The following is a 17,555-nucleotide window of genomic DNA, read 5'->3' on the forward strand; positions in this document are numbered from 1 at the left end:
TGATGCTGGTGCGCGACAGCGCGGCCGGGCCCGAGGTGTTCCTGCAGCGGCGGGTGCGGGCGATGGCCTTCGCCGCCGGGATGACCGTGTTCCCCGGCGGCGGCGTGGATCCGTCGGACGCGACGGCGGATATCGCCTGGGCGGGCCCCGAGCCGCGATGGTGGGGTGAGCAATTCGGGATCGAGGCCGGCCGGGCGCAGGCGTTGGTGTGCGCGGCCGTGCGCGAAACCTTCGAGGAATGCGGTGTGCTGCTGGCCGGTCCTACACCGGACAGCGTCGTCTGCGACACCTCCGGGTACGCCGAGGCCCGCCGGCGCATCGAGAAGCGTGAGCTGTCGTTCCCGCAGTTCCTCGCCGACGCGAATCTGGTCTTGCGCGCAGACCTGTTGCGCCCGTGGGACAACTGGGTCACGCCGACGGTCGAGCAGCGTCGCTACGACACCCGCTTCTTCGTCGCGCTCCTGCCCACCGGCCAGGAAGCCGACGGTGCCACCAGCGAGGCCGCCGCCGCCCGCTGGTCCACCCCCGCCGACGCGCTGGACCGGTGGAAGGCCGAGGAAGACATCCTGATGCCCCCCACCTGGACCCAGCTGACCTCGCTGGGCCGGTTCGACTCCACCGCGGCCATGCTCGCGGCAACCCCGGCCATCACCCCGATCCAGCCGACGCCCGTCTTCGCCGACGGCCGCATCATCCGGCTCGAGTTCCCGAACTGGGAGCAGTACATGGCCGATCTACCGGGCGGCATCCTCGGCGGCCGTAAGCCGAACTGATCCCCGGCCGGGCCCGGATGTGCGGACCAGTACGCTCGTCGCTCGTGGCCGAATTTGTGACCGTTGACCGCCCCGAGGCCGGGATCGCCGTCCTGCGTATCGAGCGGCCCCCGCTCAACCTGATCGGCGTCCAGGTGGCGCTGGAACTCGCGGCAGCCGCGGCCGAACTCGGGAACGACCCGTCGGTCGCCGCGGTCGTGCTGTACGGCGACGCGCGCGTGTTCAGCGCCGGGGACGACGTCGCCGAGCTGGCCGGGTTGTCGGCTGAGCAGGCCGGGGCGATGGCGGCCGATCTGCAGGCCGCGCTCGGCTGCCTGGCCCGGCTGCCGCAGCCGGCGGTCGCCGCGATCAGCGGCTACGCGCTGGGCGCGGGCCTGGAACTGGCGTTGGGCGCCGATCGGCGGATCATCGGCGACAACGTGAAATTGGGCCTGCCGCAGATCCGGGCCGGGCTGATCCCGCTCGCCGGGATCCGCCGGTTGAGTCTGCTCATCGGGCCGTCCGCGGCCAAGGACCTGGTCTACAGCGGCCGGTTCGTCGACGCCGACGAGGCGAAGGCGCTGGGACTGGCCGACGAGGTGGTCGCGCCCGACGACGTCTACGAGTCGGGACTGCGCTGGGCGCGCCGATTCGCCGGCGGCCCGGCGCTGGCGCTGGCCGCGGCCAAGCGGGTCTTCGAGGCGGGCACGCACGGTCACGATCGGGCACGCACCGAATGGGCCGAACTGTTCACAACGGACGATCGGGTGACCGGAACCACATCGCTGCAGGTGGACGGTCCGGGCGTGGCGGTGTTCACCGGCAGCTGAAGGGCAGCCTTACCGCCGACCTGGACGCTCGACTACGCTACGTCTCCATGACCGCACGCCCTGCCGACCCGGCGCCGAACCCGCACGCGACCGAAGCCGAGGTCCAGGCCGCCCTCACCGACAACAAGCTCGCCCAGGTGCTCTACCACGACTGGGAAGCCGAGACCTACGACGACAAGTGGTCGATCTCATACGACGAGCGCTGCATCGAGTACGCCCGCGGCCGCTTCGACGCCGTCGCCGGCCCGCAGCCGCTGCCCTACGGCCGGGCACTCGAGCTCGGCTGTGGTACCGGCTTCTTCCTGCTGAACCTGATGCAGGGCGGGATCGCCGAACGCGGCTCGGTCACCGACCTGTCGCCGGGCATGGTCAAGGTCGCGCTGCGCAACGCCGAGCACCTCGGCCTGGATGTCGACGGCCGGGTCGCCGACGCCGAGACCATCCCGTACGAGGACGACACCTTCGACCTCGTCGTCGGACACGCTGTGCTGCACCACATTCCGGATGTCGAGCTGGCGCTCAAGGAGTGCCTGCGGGTGCTCAAGCCGGGCGGCCGGTTCGTGTTCGCGGGGGAGCCGACCACGATCGGCAACTTCTACGCGCGCAAGCTCGGTCAGATCACCTGGAAGGCCACCACCGAGATCACCAAGCTGCCGTTCCTGCGCGGCTGGCGCCGGCCGCAGGAGGAGCTCGACGAGTCCTCGCGTGCCGCGGCGCTGGAAGCCGTGGTCGACCTGCACACCTTCGACCCGGCCGAGCTGGAGGCTATCGCCCGGTCCGCCGGTGCGGTCGAGGTGCATGCGGCGACCGAGGAGTTCGCGGCCGCGCTGTGGGGCTGGCCGGTGCGCACCTTCGAGGCCGCCGTTCCCGCCGAGAAGCTGTCGGTGGGCTACCGGATGGCCCAGTACCGCGCCTGGCTGGGCCTGAGCTGGGTCGACGAGAACGTGCTCAAGCACGTCGTGCCGCGTCAGTTCTTCTACAACGCGATGATCACCGGCGTGAAGCCGGGCGCAAACCGCAAGTAGTGCCTACCCCGCCGGGTCGCCCGTAATGGGTTACCAGTTCACCCGGGCCGAGGTCGGCTACCTCGCCGGTGCCGCCGGACAGGCGGCGCTGGCGGAGGTCGGTGCGCTGCCCCTGAGCGCGTCGAGTCTCGTGCGCGACCTCGAGGTGGCCCGCCGCACGCACGGCGACCGGACGGGCATGCTGGTCGAGACCGTGCGGCTGCGCCGGCGGGCTACGGCCAAGCTGGATCCGGCGATCCCGTGGCTGCTCACCGACGACGCGCTGCAGCAGGCCACTCCGGCGCCGGTCGCCCGGCATCGGGCGCAGCGGCTGGCCGGGCGGTCCGTGCACGACGTAACCTGTTCCGTCGGAGCCGAACTCGTCGCGCTGGCCCGGGAGTGCCCGGTGGTGATCGGCAGCGATATCGACGCCGTGCGGCTGGACATGGCTGCGGCGAATCTGGCGGCCGAGCAAGCCGTGCGGCTGGTGCGCGCCGACGCGCTGGTTCCGGTGACGGCCGATCCGGTCGTGATCGCCGACCCGGCGCGGCGTGCGGGCGGCCGGCGGACCCACGATCCGGCGGCGCTACAACCTCCGCTGCCGGATCTGCTGGCCGCGTATCACGGCCGCGACCTGGTCGTGAAGTGCGCGCCGGGGCTGGATTTCGACACCGCCGGCCCGGACGGTAGCCCGTGGGCGGGTGAGGTCGAGGTGGTGTCGCTGGACGGTTCGGTCCGGGAGGCCTGTCTCTGGTCGCCGGGGCTGGCGGCCCCGCGTGTGCGCCGACGCGCGACTGTCCTTGCCGCGGACGGTACTTCGTGGACCCTGACCGACGCCGACCCGGACGGGATCGAGGAGCGCGCACCCGGCCGCTGGATCGTCGATCCCGACGGCGCGGTGGTGCGGGCCGGTCTGGTCCGGCACTACGCCGCGAAACACGGCCTGTGGCAACTGGATCCGCGGATCGCCTACCTGACCGGCGACACCGTTCCGCCCGGCGTGCGCGGATTCGAGATCCTGGAACGTATGGATTTCCGGGAGAAGCCGCTTCGGGCGGCCCTGCACCGCCGCGACTGCGGCCCACTGGAGATCCTCGCCCGTGGCGTCCCGGTCGATCCGGATGTGTTGCGGGCCAAGCTGAAACCGCGCGGCAGTGTGCCGCACACAGTGGTAGTCACCCGGATCGGGACGACCGCCACCGCGTTCGTGTGCGCGACCCCGCCGGTCCAGGTTCGCGGCGTGCCCGCCTGAGTTCGGCTGGAGCCGGTCGGGTATCTACGCCGGCTTGAACGCGAACAGTTCGCCGAGCCGGGTGGTGATCACGACCTCACTGTTCGCGCCCACCGCGGTGCCGACCGAATCACCGTGTGCTCCAGGCAAGTCCGCGGTCGCGAGGGTGGTGCCGTTGCCGGTGTCGAAGGTGACCAGCTGTAGTCCGTCCTCGCCGGCGGGCGCGACCGTGTATCCGGTGTCGCCGGCGGTCTGCACCGGGCGGCCGCGCAGCGGTACATCCGGGCGCTGCCAGGCGATCTCGGCGCTGTCGCCCTTGTCCCGGACGGCCGTCAGGTGGCCGTCGTTGCCGCCGGGGATCAGCAGGCCGTTCGCCGCGGAGATCGCGCCACGGGGTGCGAAGCCGAGCGGCTGCGTCCATTTGGTGTGCCCGGTGGCGGTGTCCACCGCGATCAGCCGATTCGAGTTGTCGCCGACGTAGACCGTCTTGCCGTCGGCGGACAGGGACGGGCCGGCCGCGCTGCCGTCGGTCAGCAGGTCCGCGCTCCACCGTGTGCTGATCCGGCCGTCGGCGTAGCGCAGCGCCACCAGGGACGCCCGCGGCGAACCCGGCTTCCACACCGTCAGATAGAAGTCGCCGCTCGCCTGGTCCAGCGCGGACACCGACGGCACGGGGCAGTGCGGGCCGCCGACACCGCAGTCGTCGAGACCGACGCCGTCGGGTGGCCGCGGCAGGTCGGCTTGCGCGAGGAAGTCCGGCTCGCCCAGGGCCTGGAAGGTCGGGACCGTACGGTCGCCGGTCTGGCGGTCGAGGACGTCGATCTGCCCGAGCTGGCTGACGGTGAGCACGCGGCTGTCGCCGGTGAACTGGACGGACACCGGCACGCCCGCGACCGGGGTGCGCCAGCGCGGCTGGCCCAGGGCGTTGAAGGAGAACACGCCACCGTTGTCGCCCACGTAGACATTGGTGAGGCCGTCGACGGCCGCGCCGGCGCCGATCACGTCCGGGCCCATTTCGTCGCAGAACCGCTTGCGGCCGGTGTGCATCTGGAACGAGAACAGGGTGCCGGTGGTACCGGGCTTGCCGACACAGCCGGTCTCGGTGCGGGTGGTGACGAACACCTGCCCGTCGGGCCCGGTGACCGGGGGGACGGCGACCGGGCCGCCGATCGGGCGGGACCAGCTCAGCACCAGGTTCCGCGAACCGGTGACCGAGCTGAAGGCGCTGTTGCGGGCGTCGTGGTAGGCCGACGGCCAGCCCTTCCCCGGCCCGACCCGGATGTCGTCGAGGTGGGTGCCGCCGCATCCGCTCAGGGTCAGTGCGGCGACGGCACCGATCGCGGCGGCGGCCCGGACCGTGGGCCGGCGCCGAATCCTCGCGCGTTCGCTGGGCTCGCGTCGGCGGCTGCTGCGCACGTGACTGTGCCTCCCTTTGCGTGTACGGGCTGGGACGAGAGTAGTACCCCGGTCGTGACGGTGAGATGGGGCCTGTGGATTGCGGGTCCGCGATCGCGGTTATCGGTCGCGAACGTACCCTGTTACCTGGATGACACCGATGGACGACCCGGTCGCCCGAACGTGAGGAGCAAGTTTCGTGACGAGCATGTGGGGCGCACCGCTGCGTTCGCGCTGGCGCGGCTCGCGCCGCCGGGATCCCGAGCAGGCGCGTTTCCTGACCGCGGCGTCGTTCCGCTGGATGATGGCCAATCGCGCGTACACGCCCTGGTATCTCGTGCGGTACTACCGGCTCGCCAAGTTCAAGCTGGCCAACCCGCATGTCGTGCTGCGCGGCATGGTGTTCCTGGGCCGGCGCGTCGAGATCCACGCGACCCCGGAGCTGGGCCGGCTGGAGATCGGCAAGTGGGTGCACATCGGTGACGGCAACGCCATTCGCTGCCACGAGGGTTCGCTGCGCATCGGCGACAAGGTCGTCTTCGGCAAGGACAACGTCGTGAACACCTACCTCGACATCGAGATCGGGGAGTCCACGCTGGTCGCCGACTGGTGCTATATCTGCGATTTCGACCATCGCATGGAGGACATGACGCTGCCGATCAAGGATCAGGGCATCGTCAAGGGTCCGGTGCGGATCGGGCCCGACACCTGGATCGCGGCCAAGGTGACCGTGCTGCGCAACACGCGCGTGGGGCGCGGCTGTGTGCTGGGCGCGCACGCCGTGGTGAAGGGTGACATCGAGGACTTCGGGATCGCGGTCGGCGCGCCCGCGAAGGTGGTCAAGAACCGCAAGAAGGCGTGGGAGGACGCCGCCGACGAGCGGGCCCGGCACGCGGCCGCGCTCGCCGATATCGAGCGGAAGAAGTCCGGCGGCGCCGAGATCGAGGAAGTCGCGGCGCTGGGCGAGTGACCGTTCGCCGCGCGCCGCGTTGCCGGGGCGCGCGGCGAGTAGCCCGGCGGTGTCGGTGGCAGACGGTACCGTCGGGGCATGACCCGATATGCGGCATTTCTGCGCGGCATCATGCCGTCGAATCCGAATATGCGCAACGATCGGCTCCGGGCGGTGGTCGAGGGGCTCGGATTCGACGGTGTCGGTTCGGTTCTCAGCAGCGGGAACATCGTCTTCGGTTGTGCGCAGACCGATCCCGCGGAGCTCGAGGACAAGATCCAGGCCGCGTTGCGCGCCGAGCTGGGTATCGGCGGCGGCACCATCGTCCGCGCCCGCGACGAGCTGCGGGCACTCGTCGACAGTGACCCTTTCGCGGACTTGACCCACGGCCGCGGGTCCTACCTCACCGCCACCTTTCTCAAGCAGCCGATGCCCGGGCCACTCGCGACCGCCCCGCCCGAGCTGGCCGCGGCGGTTCGGGTGGTCCGCTACGACGTCCCGGCCCGCGCGGTGCTCTCGGTCATCGACAACACGTCGGCCGAGACCTCCAAGTACATGGGCTGGGTGGAACAGGTGTACGGCAAGGACATCACCACCCGCACCTGGCTGACGGTGCACAAAGTGCTGGCGAAGCTGTAATCTGAACGGGCCCCTCCGGTATCGGGGCGTCAGTCGTCGGGGAATCCGGATACATCCCGATGGGTGGACGACTTTCCTTGTCGCTCCCGGTAATTGCCGAGTACATACGGTGCCGCTCGTCGCGCCGTCGCCGTCTCGGAGGACCGCGTCCCCTCGTGGCCGCGTGGAAATCAGGTGCTGAATCCACGTCCGTACGACACGCGTTTGGGGTGTGAACCATGCTGAAAGTCTGGGCAGGATGGGTGGTCTCGGTCGTCACCGCGCTGTGCGTGCTGCTGGCGGCCCCGGTGGTGGCCGATCCGGCGCCCGTGTCGCTGGTCGAGGCGCCGAAACAGGTGCATCGCAGTGCTTCCGGGGCGGTGCGGCAGGTGGTGCCGGACGTTCCGGTCCCGGTGCCCGGCGGTCGCGCGGCCGATCCGGCCGCGGCCGCCGCGGCCCACGCGGCGAGTATCGAGCAGCTCTTCGGCCCGGGGGTCGACGCCGATCTGGTCGTGCAGCGGATCGCCGAGCGCGGCACCGGTGCCACCGTGCGGATGGCGCAGCGGGCCGCCGGCGTCCCGATCTACGGCGCGGATGTCGCACTGGCCCTGAGCCAGGACGGTGCCCTGCTGTCGGCCACCGGTGCCCTCGCCGAGGCCACCAAGGGCAGTTATCCGGCCGGTGGGCTCACGCCGCCGCCGGCGGCCGTCACGGCGGCCGTCGCGCGCACGGCGGAACTGTCCGCCGCGCCACCGGAATCCGTGCGGGTGAGCGCGCAGAGCGCCTCCTGGTACGACCCGGACCTGTCGGGCTCGGGCGGCCCGGGCCAGGTGGCGGTGCCGGCCTTCCGGTTCGATACGGCGTCGGGCAGCGGGCTGTGGCGGGTGTTCGTGGCCGCGGCGCCCGAGCCGGCCGTGCTCGGTGCCTGGCAGACGGCCGAGAACCTGACCCGGGTGGTGTGCGACGCCGCCGAGACCGGCGATCAGTTCGAGCTGGATGTGCCGTGCGGCGGGCATGGCAGCTATCCGGTGGTCCTGGTCGAGGACGGCAGGTCCGTGCCGCCCACGACCGAGGCCGGCCAGGTCTACGACTGGATCGGTGATACCGAGGTGTTCTACCAGCGCTATACGCAGCTCGGCAGCCTCACCGACTTCATCGGTATCGATGCGGGTGACGGCCGCGGCCGGGCATTGCGGGCCACCGTGCGGGTGTGCGAGACGTCCTGCCCGTACGCCAACGCGTACTGGTCCGACGGCCGCGGTTTCGTGATCGGTTCCGACGCCATGGGTCTCGATGTGGTGGCTCACGAGCTCACCCACGGCGTCACCGACAAGTCCAACGGGCTCGACTACGTGAACGAATCGGGGGCGATCAACGAGTCGATGTCGGATATCTTCGGTGAGTTCACCGCGCTGACCACCGGCACCGACCATCCGCTGGCCCTGCGCTGGAAGATCGGCGCCACCACGGCGCTCGGAGTCATCCGGGATATGAAGTCACCGCGGTCGACCAAGTCCCCGCAACCTGACTACTACCGCGGTCCCGGGTGGGCGCCCACGAATTACGACGACAGCCGGCCGGTTCCCGATCACGGGGGAGTGCACACCAACAGCGGGGTCGGGAACAAGCTCGCCTACCTGCTCACCGACGGCGATACCTTCAACGGAACCACGGTGCGCGGCTTGGGGATTCCGAAGGTGGCGGCGCTGTACTGGACGGTGCAGACCGAGCTGTATCCCAGCGCCGATTACCCCGCACTGGCCAGCACCCTGATCACCGCCTGCGCCGAGGACGCCGCCGACGGCCTGGCCGGGCTCACGGCAGGGGACTGTGCCCAGGTACGCAATGCGATTCGGGCCGTGCGGATCCCGTTGCTAGCCGACCACGTCTGACCCGGGGTGCAGGTGGGACGGCCGCAGAACGCGAAACCCCCCGGCTCGCAACGGAATCGGAGGGTTTCGCGGAGGCTGCCGAGCGGCGGTGTGCCGCAGCCGGTTACGCGGCGTGTTGCCTGGCGGCCGCGGGTGCGCGGGTGGCCGGCCGGTCCGCCTCGTGGAAGCCGGGGCGGCCGGTGCCGACGAAGGCGACCAGCCACGAGGCCACCGCGATGTACCGGTTGCGGAAGCCGACCAGGTAGAACAGGTGCACGGCCAGCCAGGTGACCCAGGCGAGCAGGCCGGTGAACTTGACCCGGTCGTTGATCTTGGTGACGGCGCTGAAGCGGCTGATCACCGCCATCGATCCCTTGTCCCAGTACCGGAACGGCGTGCCGGCCGGCTTCTTGCCGCGGATGATGTCCGCGACGTGGCGGCCTTCCTGCATGGCGGTCGGCGACTGGCCCGGGTAGCCGTTGAGCGAGGTCATGTCGCCGATGGCGTAGATGTCGGCGTGCCCGCCGACGGTGCAGTCGTCGTTGATCAGCAGGCGGCCGGCGCGGTCGGTCTCGCAGCCGGTGACGTCCGCGAGCAGCGCCGCGAATCCGCCGACCTGGACACCCGCCGACCAGACGACCGTCTCGGCCGCGAGCTGGCGCTCGATGCCGTCCTTGGCCTTGACGGTGACCTTGCCCTGTTCGATATCGGTGACGAAGCTGTCGAGCAGGACCTCGACGCCGTTGCGGGTCAACGACTCCCGCGCGTACTCCGACAGGCTGCCGCCGAAGGGCGGCAGGACCGCGCCCGCGCCCTCGACCAGCGTGACGGTGATCTCCTGGCGGTAGTGCCGCTTGGCCAGTTCCTTGAGCTGGCCGGCGACCTCGACCCCGGTCGGGCCGGCGCCGACCACGACGAAGCTGAGCAGTCGCTCCCTGGTTGCGGGATCGGCGGTGGCCGCCTCGGCGAACACCCGCTCGATCTGCGCCCGCAGCCGGGTGGCGTCGTCGATGGTCTTGAGCGAGAACGTCTTCTGCGCGAAGTCGTCGCGACCGAAGTACGACTGGCTGGCGCCGGTGGCCGCGATCAGCGAGCTGTAGCCGATCCGGTGGGTGCCGTCGGGGCCCTGGTAGGTGACCACGCCGGCCGCGGCGTCGATGTCGACGACGGTACCGAGGCGGACGTCGGCGTTGCGGTGCCGGTGCAGGATATTCGCGATCGGCGGGGCGATATCGGTGGACGGCAGCACACCTGTCGCAACCTGGTACAGCAGTGGCTGGAACAGGTGTTCCGGCGTGCTCGAGATGAGGACGTAGTTCACCCCCGATTTGTTGAGCTGTTTCGCGGCGGCCAACCCGCCGAAGCCCGAACCTACGATCACTACGTCCACGGTTTCGCTCACCGCGCCGATGTTCTGCATGACAGCCTCCTTCTGTCATTAGTAAACGCGATGTGGAATGGGCCCGTTCCGCCGGTGGCAGGCATACTTGAGATGACTATTATCTTGATCGCTAATGAATGGAGCTCATGGTGGAGTTACGGCAGCTGACGTACTTCGTCGCGGTGTGCGAGGAGCTGAGTTTCAGCCGGGCGGCCTATCGGTGCTTCATATCGCAAAGTGCTATCAGTCACCAGATCGCGCGTCTCGAACACGACCTCGGCGTGCAGCTGTTCGAGCGTTCCACGCGGTCGGTCGCGCCGACCGAGGCCACTGTCCGGCTACTGCCTCTTGCGAAGCAGATGCTCAGTCTCGAGTCCGCCATTCGCGCAGCTGTGCGCCCGGCCGGCCCGCGGATTCGCTTGGCGGCCAACATGTCTTTCGCAACCCGGTCGCTGTCGGCCATCGCGGGTGCGCGCGAGGCGCATCCGGGTGCGGAGATCGAGTTCGTGATCAAGCCGTTCCGGCAACGGATCGCGGCGGTCGCGGACGGTGACTGTGATGTGGCTCTCATTCGGGGCGGCGTCGACCAGCCGGGGCTGACGGTCGAACGGCTGTGGGTGGAGGACCTCGTGCTGGCCGTATCGTCCGGCCATCCGCTCGCGGAAAGACCAAATGTGACATTGGCCGAACTGTGCCAATATCCGCTGCTGCTGCCGCCCGAGCAGGAGCAGGTGCTGTTGCACACGATCGTGCGCGATTCGTTCGCCGAGCTGGCGTTGCGGCCCACCTTCGGCCCGCCCATCACCGCCGATCACACCGCCACCATGGAACTGATCAACCGCCCCGACGCGTGGACGATCCTCTACGCCACCACCCCCACCGAGGGCATCGCCACGCTCGAACTGGTCGGTCACCCGCTGCGGATCCCGGTCTGCTCGGTGGTGCGCAGCGACGTCCGCCGCTCACCGATCCTGGAGACGCTGCTCGCCGCCCTGCACAGTTCGTGAGGTGGCCCGGCGCGCGATCGCCGGACCACCCGTCACACGCGCCTAGGTCAGATGGACCGGCAGCGCGCGGTGCCCGTTGGAGATGAAACTGGGCAGCGGTTCGAGCTCCTTGGCCGGCACCGCCAGCCGTAGCCGCGGGAACCGCGCGAACAACGCCGGCAGCGCGATTCCGGCCTCGGCCCGCGCCAGCGGAGCGCCCAGGCAGTGATGGACGCCGTAGCCGAATGCCATGTGCGCCTTGTCCGCCCGCGACACATCGAACACGGCGGCGTCGCCGGGGTGCGTCCGTGGATCGCGGCCGGTCGCGGCGTAGCAGACCAGGATCGGATCGCCCGGCGCGATCACCACGCCCGGCGCGACCTCGATCTCGGTGACGGCGTAGCGCAGCGGAACGTGCACGACCGCCGACTCGAACCGCAGCGCCTCCTCGATCGCGTCCGTCCACGACACCTTGCCCGCGGTGACCTTCGCCAGCTCGTCCGGGTGGGTCAGCAGCGCGGTGATGGTCTGGTCGAGCAGGTTGATGGTGGTCTCGTGGCCGGCGCTGATCACCAGTAGCAGGGTGTCGATCAGCTCCGGTTCGCTCAGCGGCGCGCCCTCCCCGTCGTCGTCGCGGCTCGCGATCAGCAGGCTGGTCATGTCGTCGCCGGGGGTGGCCCGCTTGTAGGCCACGAGCTCACCGAGGAACCGGTACAGCTCGAGATAGTTGGCCTGCGCGTCCTCGGGCGTGATCGTGGTGTCGAAGGCCGCGTCGAAGCAGGCGCGCATGCCGGTGCCGAGTTCGGCCGGCACGCCCATCAATTCGAAGATGACCCGGACCGGCACCTGGTAGCAGAATTCGTCGCGCAGGTCGACGACGGTGCCGGCCGGGGTGGCGGCCAGCTCGTCCAGGATCTCGGCGGCGATCTCCTCGATGCGCGGCCGCAGCGCGTCGGTGCGGCGGGCGGTGAAGGCGGGTGCGACCAGTCGGCGCAGCCGCCGGTGGTCGGCGCCGTAGGCGGTGAACATGTTGTTGACCGCCACCCACAGGTACAGCGACCAGTCGGGGGTGATCTCGCCGCCGGCGAAGGCGGGCCAGTGTTGCCGCGGGTCCTTCGACACCTGCGGGGAGACCAGAAGTCGTTCCAGCAGTGCGGTATCGGTGATCGACCAGGCGCGGATGCCGCCGGGCAGCTCGACCGGGGTCGCCGGTCCCTGTGCGCGCAGTCGGTCGATTTCGGCTTGGATATCGGATCCGGTGGGGTCGAGGACGATGGGCTGCGACGTCATGGTGGAACCTCCGTGCGTTCGCCTAGGGCATCGCCGCCGGCCGTGAGGGCGGGAACCGGACCGGCAGGGCTGCCAGGGCCCGATTGAAAGGCCCTGGGCGCCAATCTAATTCGTCTGCCGGAACCGCGAGGGAGAGTTCGGGCAGCACGTCGGTGAGCTGGTCGATCGCGTCCTGCGCGATGAGGTACGCCGGCGACTTCGCCGGGCATGCGTGCGGCCCGGCACTCCAGGCCAGGTGCGCCCGGTTGTCGAGAAAGCCACCGCTGCCGCGGATCTCGGGATCGTTGTTGCAGGCCGCCATGCTGATCATGACCGGCTGATGCGCGGGCAGCCACACCCCGTCGACCAGGATGGGGTGCCGCGGATAGCTCAGGCAGTAGTTGGCGCCGGGTGGGTCGGTGTAGAGCAGTTCGTCGAGCGCGTCGCGCGTGGTCAGGTTGCCGCCCAGCAGATTTCCGGCGAAGCGATCGTCGGTGAGCATCTTCAGCATCGTGTTGGCGATCAGGTTCGTGGTCGGCTCGATCCCGGCCCCGTACAGTGTCGCGATCTGATGGGTCATCTCCTCGTCGCTGAGCCGCGCGGGATGCTTGATCAGGCGGGACACGATGTCGTCGGCCGGGTTGGCCCGCCGCAGCAGCGCCAGCTCGAGCATCGCGTCGGTCAGCATCTTGTTGCCCTGCTCGGCGTTCTCGCCGGCGGCCCAGATGATCGCGGTGCCCTGGGCGATCCGCTGGCCGATGTCGGCCGGGCAACCGAGCAGCACATTGATGATCTGGAACACGAGCGGAAACGCGTACTGCGAGATGAGATCCGCGCCGCCGTTGGCGCTGAAACCGTCGATCAGCGGTGTGGCGGTGCGTGCCACTACCGAGTGCAGCCCGTGCAGATCGATTTCGGCGATCGCCGCTACCGTGGCTTGCCGGTACCGGACGTGGTCGGCGCCGCTCGAGCGAAGCGCGTTCGGCCGCCACTCCAGCATCGGCATCACCGGGTTGTCCGCGGGAACCGTGCGCTGCCACAGCCGCGGATCGGCGGGAAAGTTCTCGGGGTCGTTGAGGATCCGGACCGCCGTGTGGTATCCGATGACCAGGCTCGCCCGGATCCCCGGCGCCAGCTCGATCGGGACCAGGGTGCCGTAGTCCTGCCGCATGGCCCGGTACATTCGGTGCGGATCGGCGGCGAACTCCTTGGTGTACAAGGGAATTCGTGGCCCGATCGCGTCGATCGCGATCCCGGTCTCGGTGGGCCGGTCGTCGCCGGGCGTGGGATCGGACAGGGTCACGACTGGGCCTCCAGACGCTGGAACAGGTACTCGCACAGGGTGATCAGCGCCTCGAGGCAGCCGGCGCGTTCCCGGGCGTCCAGCGAGATCAGTGGCGTCTCCGGCGCGAGATCGAGGGCCTCACGGACCTCCGTCAGCTCGTAGCGCGGCCCGCCGTCGAATTCGTTGACCGCCACCGCATACGGCACGCGGCCGCTCTCCAGGGTGGACAGCACCTCGTCGGCCTTGTCCAGGCGGCGGGTGTCGACCAGCACCAGGGCGCCCAGGGCGCCCCGCGACAGTTCCTCCCACAGCGGCCGGAACCGTTGCTGGCCGGGCGTTCCGAACAGATACAGCACCAGCGACGGATTGATCGAGATGCGTCCGAAGTCCATGGCCACCGTGGTGGTCGTCTTGTCCGGCAGGCCGTACATGTCGTCGACGCCGACACTGGCCTCGGTGATGGTCTCCTCGGTCCGCAGCGGCCGAATCTCCGAGATGGCACCGACGAACGTGGTCTTACCGACCCCGAAGGCGCCGGCCACGAGTAACTTCACCGATCGGGTGACGGTGTCGGGGACATACTCCACGACCCGACTAGCCGGCGAGGGCGCGGAGCCCATCGAGTACCTCCTGCAGCAGGGCGATCTCCGGCTGATGCGGTGCCGGAACGGTATTGGCGAGCCGGGCGTCGTCGATCAGATCGGCCACGACGATGGTGACGACCGACGGTGGCAGATCCAGGTGGGCGGCGATCTCCGCGATCGACAGCGCGCCCCCGGTACACAGCCGCAGGATCCGGCGCGCGTCGGCGGAGGCGCCGGGCGACGGGTCGGCGACCGTCACCACCAGCGACACCAGATCCAGAGATCGAGTCGGCCGGGTACGCCCGCCGGTGCGGACATAGGCGCGGACCAGATCGGGATCGCGGGCCACGGTGGCTCGCCTAGCGCTGACGCGGCAGGATGCCGAGCTCGCGGCCCACCCGGACCGCCAGCTCGTTCATTCGGTGCGCGACCAGGGCGACATCGACGTCGGCGGTGGTCGAGACACCGATCAGCGCACCGGCGCCGGCGGCCGTGATGAAGATCATGCCGCCGTCGTATTCGGTGAGGTTCTGCCGCACCGATTGCGCACTGCCGCAGAACTCGCCGAGCGCCCGGCCGAGCGAACGCAGCCCGGACGCGGCCGCGGCGAAGCGGTCCGCGTCGTCGGTGGTGATCGCGCCGGCGTGAGCGATGCGCAGGCCGTCCTCGGACAGCAGCACCGCGAAACGCACGCCGGGCACCGTGAGATCCGATAACAACCACGAGAGCTTGTTGCCGGCGTCGTTGAGTGCCATTCCAGGTGTGCTCATCGCTGCGCCTCGCTGTCGCTCGGCTTCGCGATGCGCACAGCGCGCCGGCACATTCGCTCACTTCGTTCGCTCATCGTGGATCCATCCCTTCGCTGGGTGCGGTGGCCGCGGCCCGGCCCGAACGCGAGCCGGTGTGCCAGGCGATCAGCGTGTTCGGACTCGGTGGTGCGGCGCTGTCCGCGGGCGGTGGCGCGGTAGCGGGCACCTCGGGCGGAAGTTCGCGGCGCCGCCTTCTGGGCAGGCCGCTGGCAGTGGTGTGGGTGAGGTCGGTGACCGGGCGGGCTTCCGAGACAGCCTGGACCGGCACGGCCTGCTGTTCGGATGCCGACCCGGGGGCGGGTGCCGGTGCCGCCGATTCGGCCAGCAGCCGGTCGGGGACGAAGACCGTCGCTCGCATGCCGCCGTAGGCGTTGGGGCCGTCGATGCCGATGGAGAAGCCGTAGCGGCGGGCGAGCGCGGCGATGGCCGGGAAGCCCAGTCGCGGCGACGGACCCATCTGGTGCAGGTCGACGCTGCGTTCGCCGGAGAGCAGCTGCCGCGCCTCCTCGAGCTGTTCGGCGTTCATCCGCAGACCGGCGTCGTCGACGATCACGGTGATGCCGTGATGGCCTTCCTGGAAGGTGACGTCGACGAAGGCGCCCGGTGGCGAGTAGCGCAGGGCGTTGTCGAGCAGTGTGGCCACCGTGTGCACGAGCGGCTCGACGGTCCGGCTCAGCACGGTCCGGTCCAGCTGTGCCGAGCGCACCCGGGTGAAGTCGCGGACGCGTCCGGTGGCACCGGCCACGACATCGGTGAAAGACTGTGCGGGCCACCGGCGTCCGGGTAGGCCACCGCAGACGATCACATACGACTGGGCCTGCCGGATCATCTGCTGCACACTGTGATCGATGCTGGTCAGCGTCTCGTAGACCTCGTCGCCGCGGTGGGTGCGCAGGGCGGCGCTGACGATCTGGCCGACGTCGGTGCCGAGGCTGACCACCGACGTTCCGAACGAGCGCACCGCGGCACCGGTGGCGTCGCGGGCGGCGCCGGCGGCCTCGGCCCGGGCCTCGGCGCGGGCACGCGCGACGGCCTGCTGGGCCTCGTGTTCGGTGCTGCGCCGGACTCGGTCGCGGGTCTCGGCCTGCATGCGGCGCAGGTCGTTGGTGTAGCGTTCGGCGACTTCCCGGATCAGCCGCGCGGTCCGATCCTGGGAGCTGGGCGGCGGCAACTGCGGCAGCTGCCCGTCGGGGCGCGACACCGCCTCCTGCACGGCGGGCATGGTGCTGCCCAGTAGCCGTTCGAGATCGAGTGTGCTGGAACGGAGTTCGCTGTTGGCGCGATTGCGTTGCTGGATCGCGAAGTACAGCAGCACGCTCACCGCGACCGACAGGATCAGGGTCAGGACGAACAGCACCGGGAAAATACCAAGAGTCATCAGTCTTCGTCGCCGACGGCGGCGGCCGCCCATCCTTCCCGCGCTGCCACACCACATCCACCGAAATCGACCGGCTGTCAAGCATATCGGCCGCTCGGCTGCGACCACCCTAGCAACACTGGCAGCGATGTGGGGCCACGGCCGGTTTTTCGATCATGGGCGCGAATCGGCCGCTCGGAGCGAAAAGGCCGATGGCCCGGTCGTTTCCGACCGGGCCACCGAAACCGTTCCGCTACCGTGTGATCAGCCCTTGTGGGCCTTGACCGCCTCGGTCAGCTGCGGGGCGACGTTGAACAGGTCGCCCACGATGCCGTAGTCGCTGATCTCGAAGATCGGCGCCTCTTCGTCCTTGTTGACCGCGACGATGGTCTTCGAGGTCTGCATACCGGCCCGGTGCTGGATCGCGCCGGAGATGCCCAGGGCGACGTACAGCTGCGGGGAGACCGTCTTGCCGGTCTGGCCGACCTGGAACTGGCCCGGGTAGTAGCCCGAGTCGACGGCGGCACGCGAGGCGCCGACGGCGGCACCCAGCGCGTCGGCCAGCGGCTCGACGACCTTGTGGAAGTTGTCCTCGGAGCCGACACCGCGACCACCGGAGACCACGATGGTGGCCTCGGTGAGCTCGGGGCGGTCGCCACCGACGACGGGCTCGCGGGAGATCACCTTGGTGACGCCCTCTTCCTGGGCGGGCACCTCGACGGCGACCTGCTCGCCGGCGCCGGCCTGCGGGGCGGCCTCGACCGCACCCGGGCGGACCGAGATCACCGGCACGTCGCCGGTGGCCTTGGCGGCCACGGTGAACGCGCCACCGAAGATCGAGTGGGTGGCGGTGCCGTCACCGTTAACGGCGATGACGTCGACCAGCAGACCGGAGCCGATGCGGGCGGCGAGGCGGCCCGACACCTCCTTGCCCTCGGCGGTGGCGGCGACCAGGACGGCGGCGGGGGAGACACCCTCGACCAGGCCGGCCAGGACGTCGACCTTCGGGGTGACCAGGAAGCCGTCGACATCGTCGGACTCGGCGATGTAGATCTTCTCCGCGCCGGCGGCGGCCAGGGCGTCGGCCAGCTTGGCGCCGGTACCGGGGGCACCGACGACCACGGCGGCCGGGGTGCCCAGGTTGCGCGCGGCGGTGAGCAGTTCGGTGGTGACCTTCTTGGGTGCGCCGTCGGCGTGCTCCACGAGCACAAGCACTTCAGCCATTGTTCTTCTC

Annotated in this window: 17 protein-coding genes; 8 read left to right on the forward strand and 9 right to left on the reverse strand. The window is 70.1% G+C overall.

Features of this window, described 5'->3' with window-relative positions; genetic code table 11:
• Window positions 1-2: 2 nt before the first annotated feature.
• Genes EBN03_RS03825 through EBN03_RS03840 form a run of 4 tightly spaced genes read left to right on the forward strand, consistent with a single transcriptional unit; the run spans window position 3 to window position 3,838 of the window.
• Entirely contained in the window at window positions 3-773 is a 771-nt protein-coding gene (locus EBN03_RS03825) for an NUDIX hydrolase (protein WP_233608180.1), read from the forward strand.
• Window positions 774-817: 44 nt separating this feature from the next.
• Window positions 818-1,582 carry an enoyl-CoA hydratase-related protein gene (locus tag EBN03_RS03830; RefSeq protein WP_122186383.1) on the forward strand — a complete coding sequence of 255 codons (765 nt, stop codon included), beginning with the start codon at window positions 818-820 and terminating at the stop codon, window positions 1,580-1,582.
• A 47-nt stretch (window positions 1,583-1,629) separates the two neighbouring features.
• Window positions 1,630-2,607, forward strand: a complete 978-nt coding sequence (locus EBN03_RS03835) for a class I SAM-dependent methyltransferase (protein ID WP_122186384.1) — start codon at window positions 1,630-1,632, stop codon at window positions 2,605-2,607.
• Window positions 2,608-2,632: 25 nt separating this feature from the next.
• Window positions 2,633-3,838 (forward strand): THUMP-like domain-containing protein, encoded by a 1,206-nt coding sequence (locus EBN03_RS03840; RefSeq protein WP_122186385.1) that lies wholly within the window; start codon window positions 2,633-2,635, stop codon window positions 3,836-3,838.
• A 24-nt stretch (window positions 3,839-3,862) separates the two neighbouring features.
• Here EBN03_RS03840 and EBN03_RS03845 read toward each other — a convergent pair whose 3' ends face one another.
• Window positions 3,863-5,233 carry an outer membrane protein assembly factor BamB family protein gene (locus EBN03_RS03845; RefSeq protein WP_233608097.1) on the reverse strand — a complete coding sequence of 457 codons (1,371 nt, stop codon included), beginning with the start codon at window positions 5,231-5,233 and terminating at the stop codon, window positions 3,863-3,865.
• A gap of 178 nt (window positions 5,234-5,411) precedes the next feature.
• Between EBN03_RS03845 and EBN03_RS03850 the strand changes: the two genes are divergently transcribed.
• From EBN03_RS03850 to EBN03_RS35745, 3 genes are all read left to right on the forward strand, one after another.
• The gene (locus EBN03_RS03850) at window positions 5,412-6,182 is read left to right on the forward strand and encodes an acyltransferase (RefSeq protein WP_122186386.1); all 771 of its coding nucleotides are present in this window, start codon (window positions 5,412-5,414) and stop codon (window positions 6,180-6,182) included.
• A 78-nt stretch (window positions 6,183-6,260) separates the two neighbouring features.
• Window positions 6,261-6,800 carry a DUF1697 domain-containing protein gene (locus EBN03_RS03855; RefSeq protein WP_122186387.1) on the forward strand — a complete coding sequence of 180 codons (540 nt, stop codon included), beginning with the start codon at window positions 6,261-6,263 and terminating at the stop codon, window positions 6,798-6,800.
• Window positions 6,801-7,018: 218 nt separating this feature from the next.
• Window positions 7,019-8,671, forward strand: coding sequence for a M4 family metallopeptidase (locus EBN03_RS35745; RefSeq protein ID WP_122186388.1), 1,653 nt, complete (start codon window positions 7,019-7,021; stop codon window positions 8,669-8,671).
• Between the two features lie 103 nt (window positions 8,672-8,774).
• Here the strand turns inward: EBN03_RS35745 and EBN03_RS03865 are convergent, their stop codons facing one another.
• A complete protein-coding gene (locus EBN03_RS03865) occupies window positions 8,775-10,070 on the reverse strand; it encodes an NAD(P)/FAD-dependent oxidoreductase (protein WP_122186389.1) in 1,296 nt (431 codons plus the stop codon).
• A gap of 110 nt (window positions 10,071-10,180) precedes the next feature.
• Here EBN03_RS03865 and EBN03_RS03870 point away from each other — a divergent pair, with 110 nt between their 5' ends.
• A complete protein-coding gene (locus tag EBN03_RS03870; protein ID WP_122186799.1) occupies window positions 10,181-11,038 on the forward strand; it encodes a LysR family transcriptional regulator in 858 nt (285 codons plus the stop codon).
• Between the two features lie 42 nt (window positions 11,039-11,080).
• Here EBN03_RS03870 and EBN03_RS03875 read toward each other — a convergent pair whose 3' ends face one another.
• The 7 genes from EBN03_RS03875 to EBN03_RS03905 form a co-directional block, all read right to left on the reverse strand.
• Entirely contained in the window at window positions 11,081-12,307 is a 1,227-nt protein-coding gene (locus EBN03_RS03875) for a cytochrome P450 family protein (protein WP_122186390.1), read from the reverse strand.
• A 22-nt stretch (window positions 12,308-12,329) separates the two neighbouring features.
• Entirely contained in the window at window positions 12,330-13,589 is a 1,260-nt protein-coding gene (locus EBN03_RS03880) for a cytochrome P450 (protein WP_233608099.1), read from the reverse strand.
• Window positions 13,586-14,191 carry a GTP-binding protein gene (locus EBN03_RS03885; RefSeq protein WP_122186391.1) on the reverse strand — a complete coding sequence of 202 codons (606 nt, stop codon included), beginning with the start codon at window positions 14,189-14,191 and terminating at the stop codon, window positions 13,586-13,588. Before EBN03_RS03885 ends, EBN03_RS03880 begins: the two co-directional genes overlap by 4 nt.
• Window positions 14,166-14,504, reverse strand: a complete 339-nt coding sequence (locus EBN03_RS03890) for a DUF742 domain-containing protein (RefSeq protein WP_122186392.1) — start codon at window positions 14,502-14,504, stop codon at window positions 14,166-14,168. The genes EBN03_RS03885 and EBN03_RS03890 overlap by 26 nt, the downstream gene beginning before the upstream one ends.
• Window positions 14,505-14,514: 10 nt before the next feature.
• Window positions 14,515-14,925 carry a roadblock/LC7 domain-containing protein gene (locus EBN03_RS03895; protein WP_122186393.1) on the reverse strand — a complete coding sequence of 137 codons (411 nt, stop codon included), beginning with the start codon at window positions 14,923-14,925 and terminating at the stop codon, window positions 14,515-14,517.
• Between the two features lie 70 nt (window positions 14,926-14,995).
• Complete coding sequence (locus tag EBN03_RS03900; RefSeq protein ID WP_122186394.1) at window positions 14,996-16,342, reverse strand: ATP-binding protein; 1,347 nt, start codon at window positions 16,340-16,342, stop codon at window positions 14,996-14,998.
• Between the two features lie 243 nt (window positions 16,343-16,585).
• Window positions 16,586-17,545 carry an electron transfer flavoprotein subunit alpha/FixB family protein gene (locus EBN03_RS03905; RefSeq protein WP_122186395.1) on the reverse strand — a complete coding sequence of 320 codons (960 nt, stop codon included), beginning with the start codon at window positions 17,543-17,545 and terminating at the stop codon, window positions 16,586-16,588.
• Between the last annotated feature and the right edge of the window lie 10 nt (window positions 17,546-17,555).

Source organism: Nocardia stercoris, from assembly GCF_003696265.1.
In the GTDB taxonomy this organism is placed as follows: domain Bacteria; phylum Actinomycetota; class Actinomycetes; order Mycobacteriales; family Mycobacteriaceae; genus Nocardia; species Nocardia stercoris.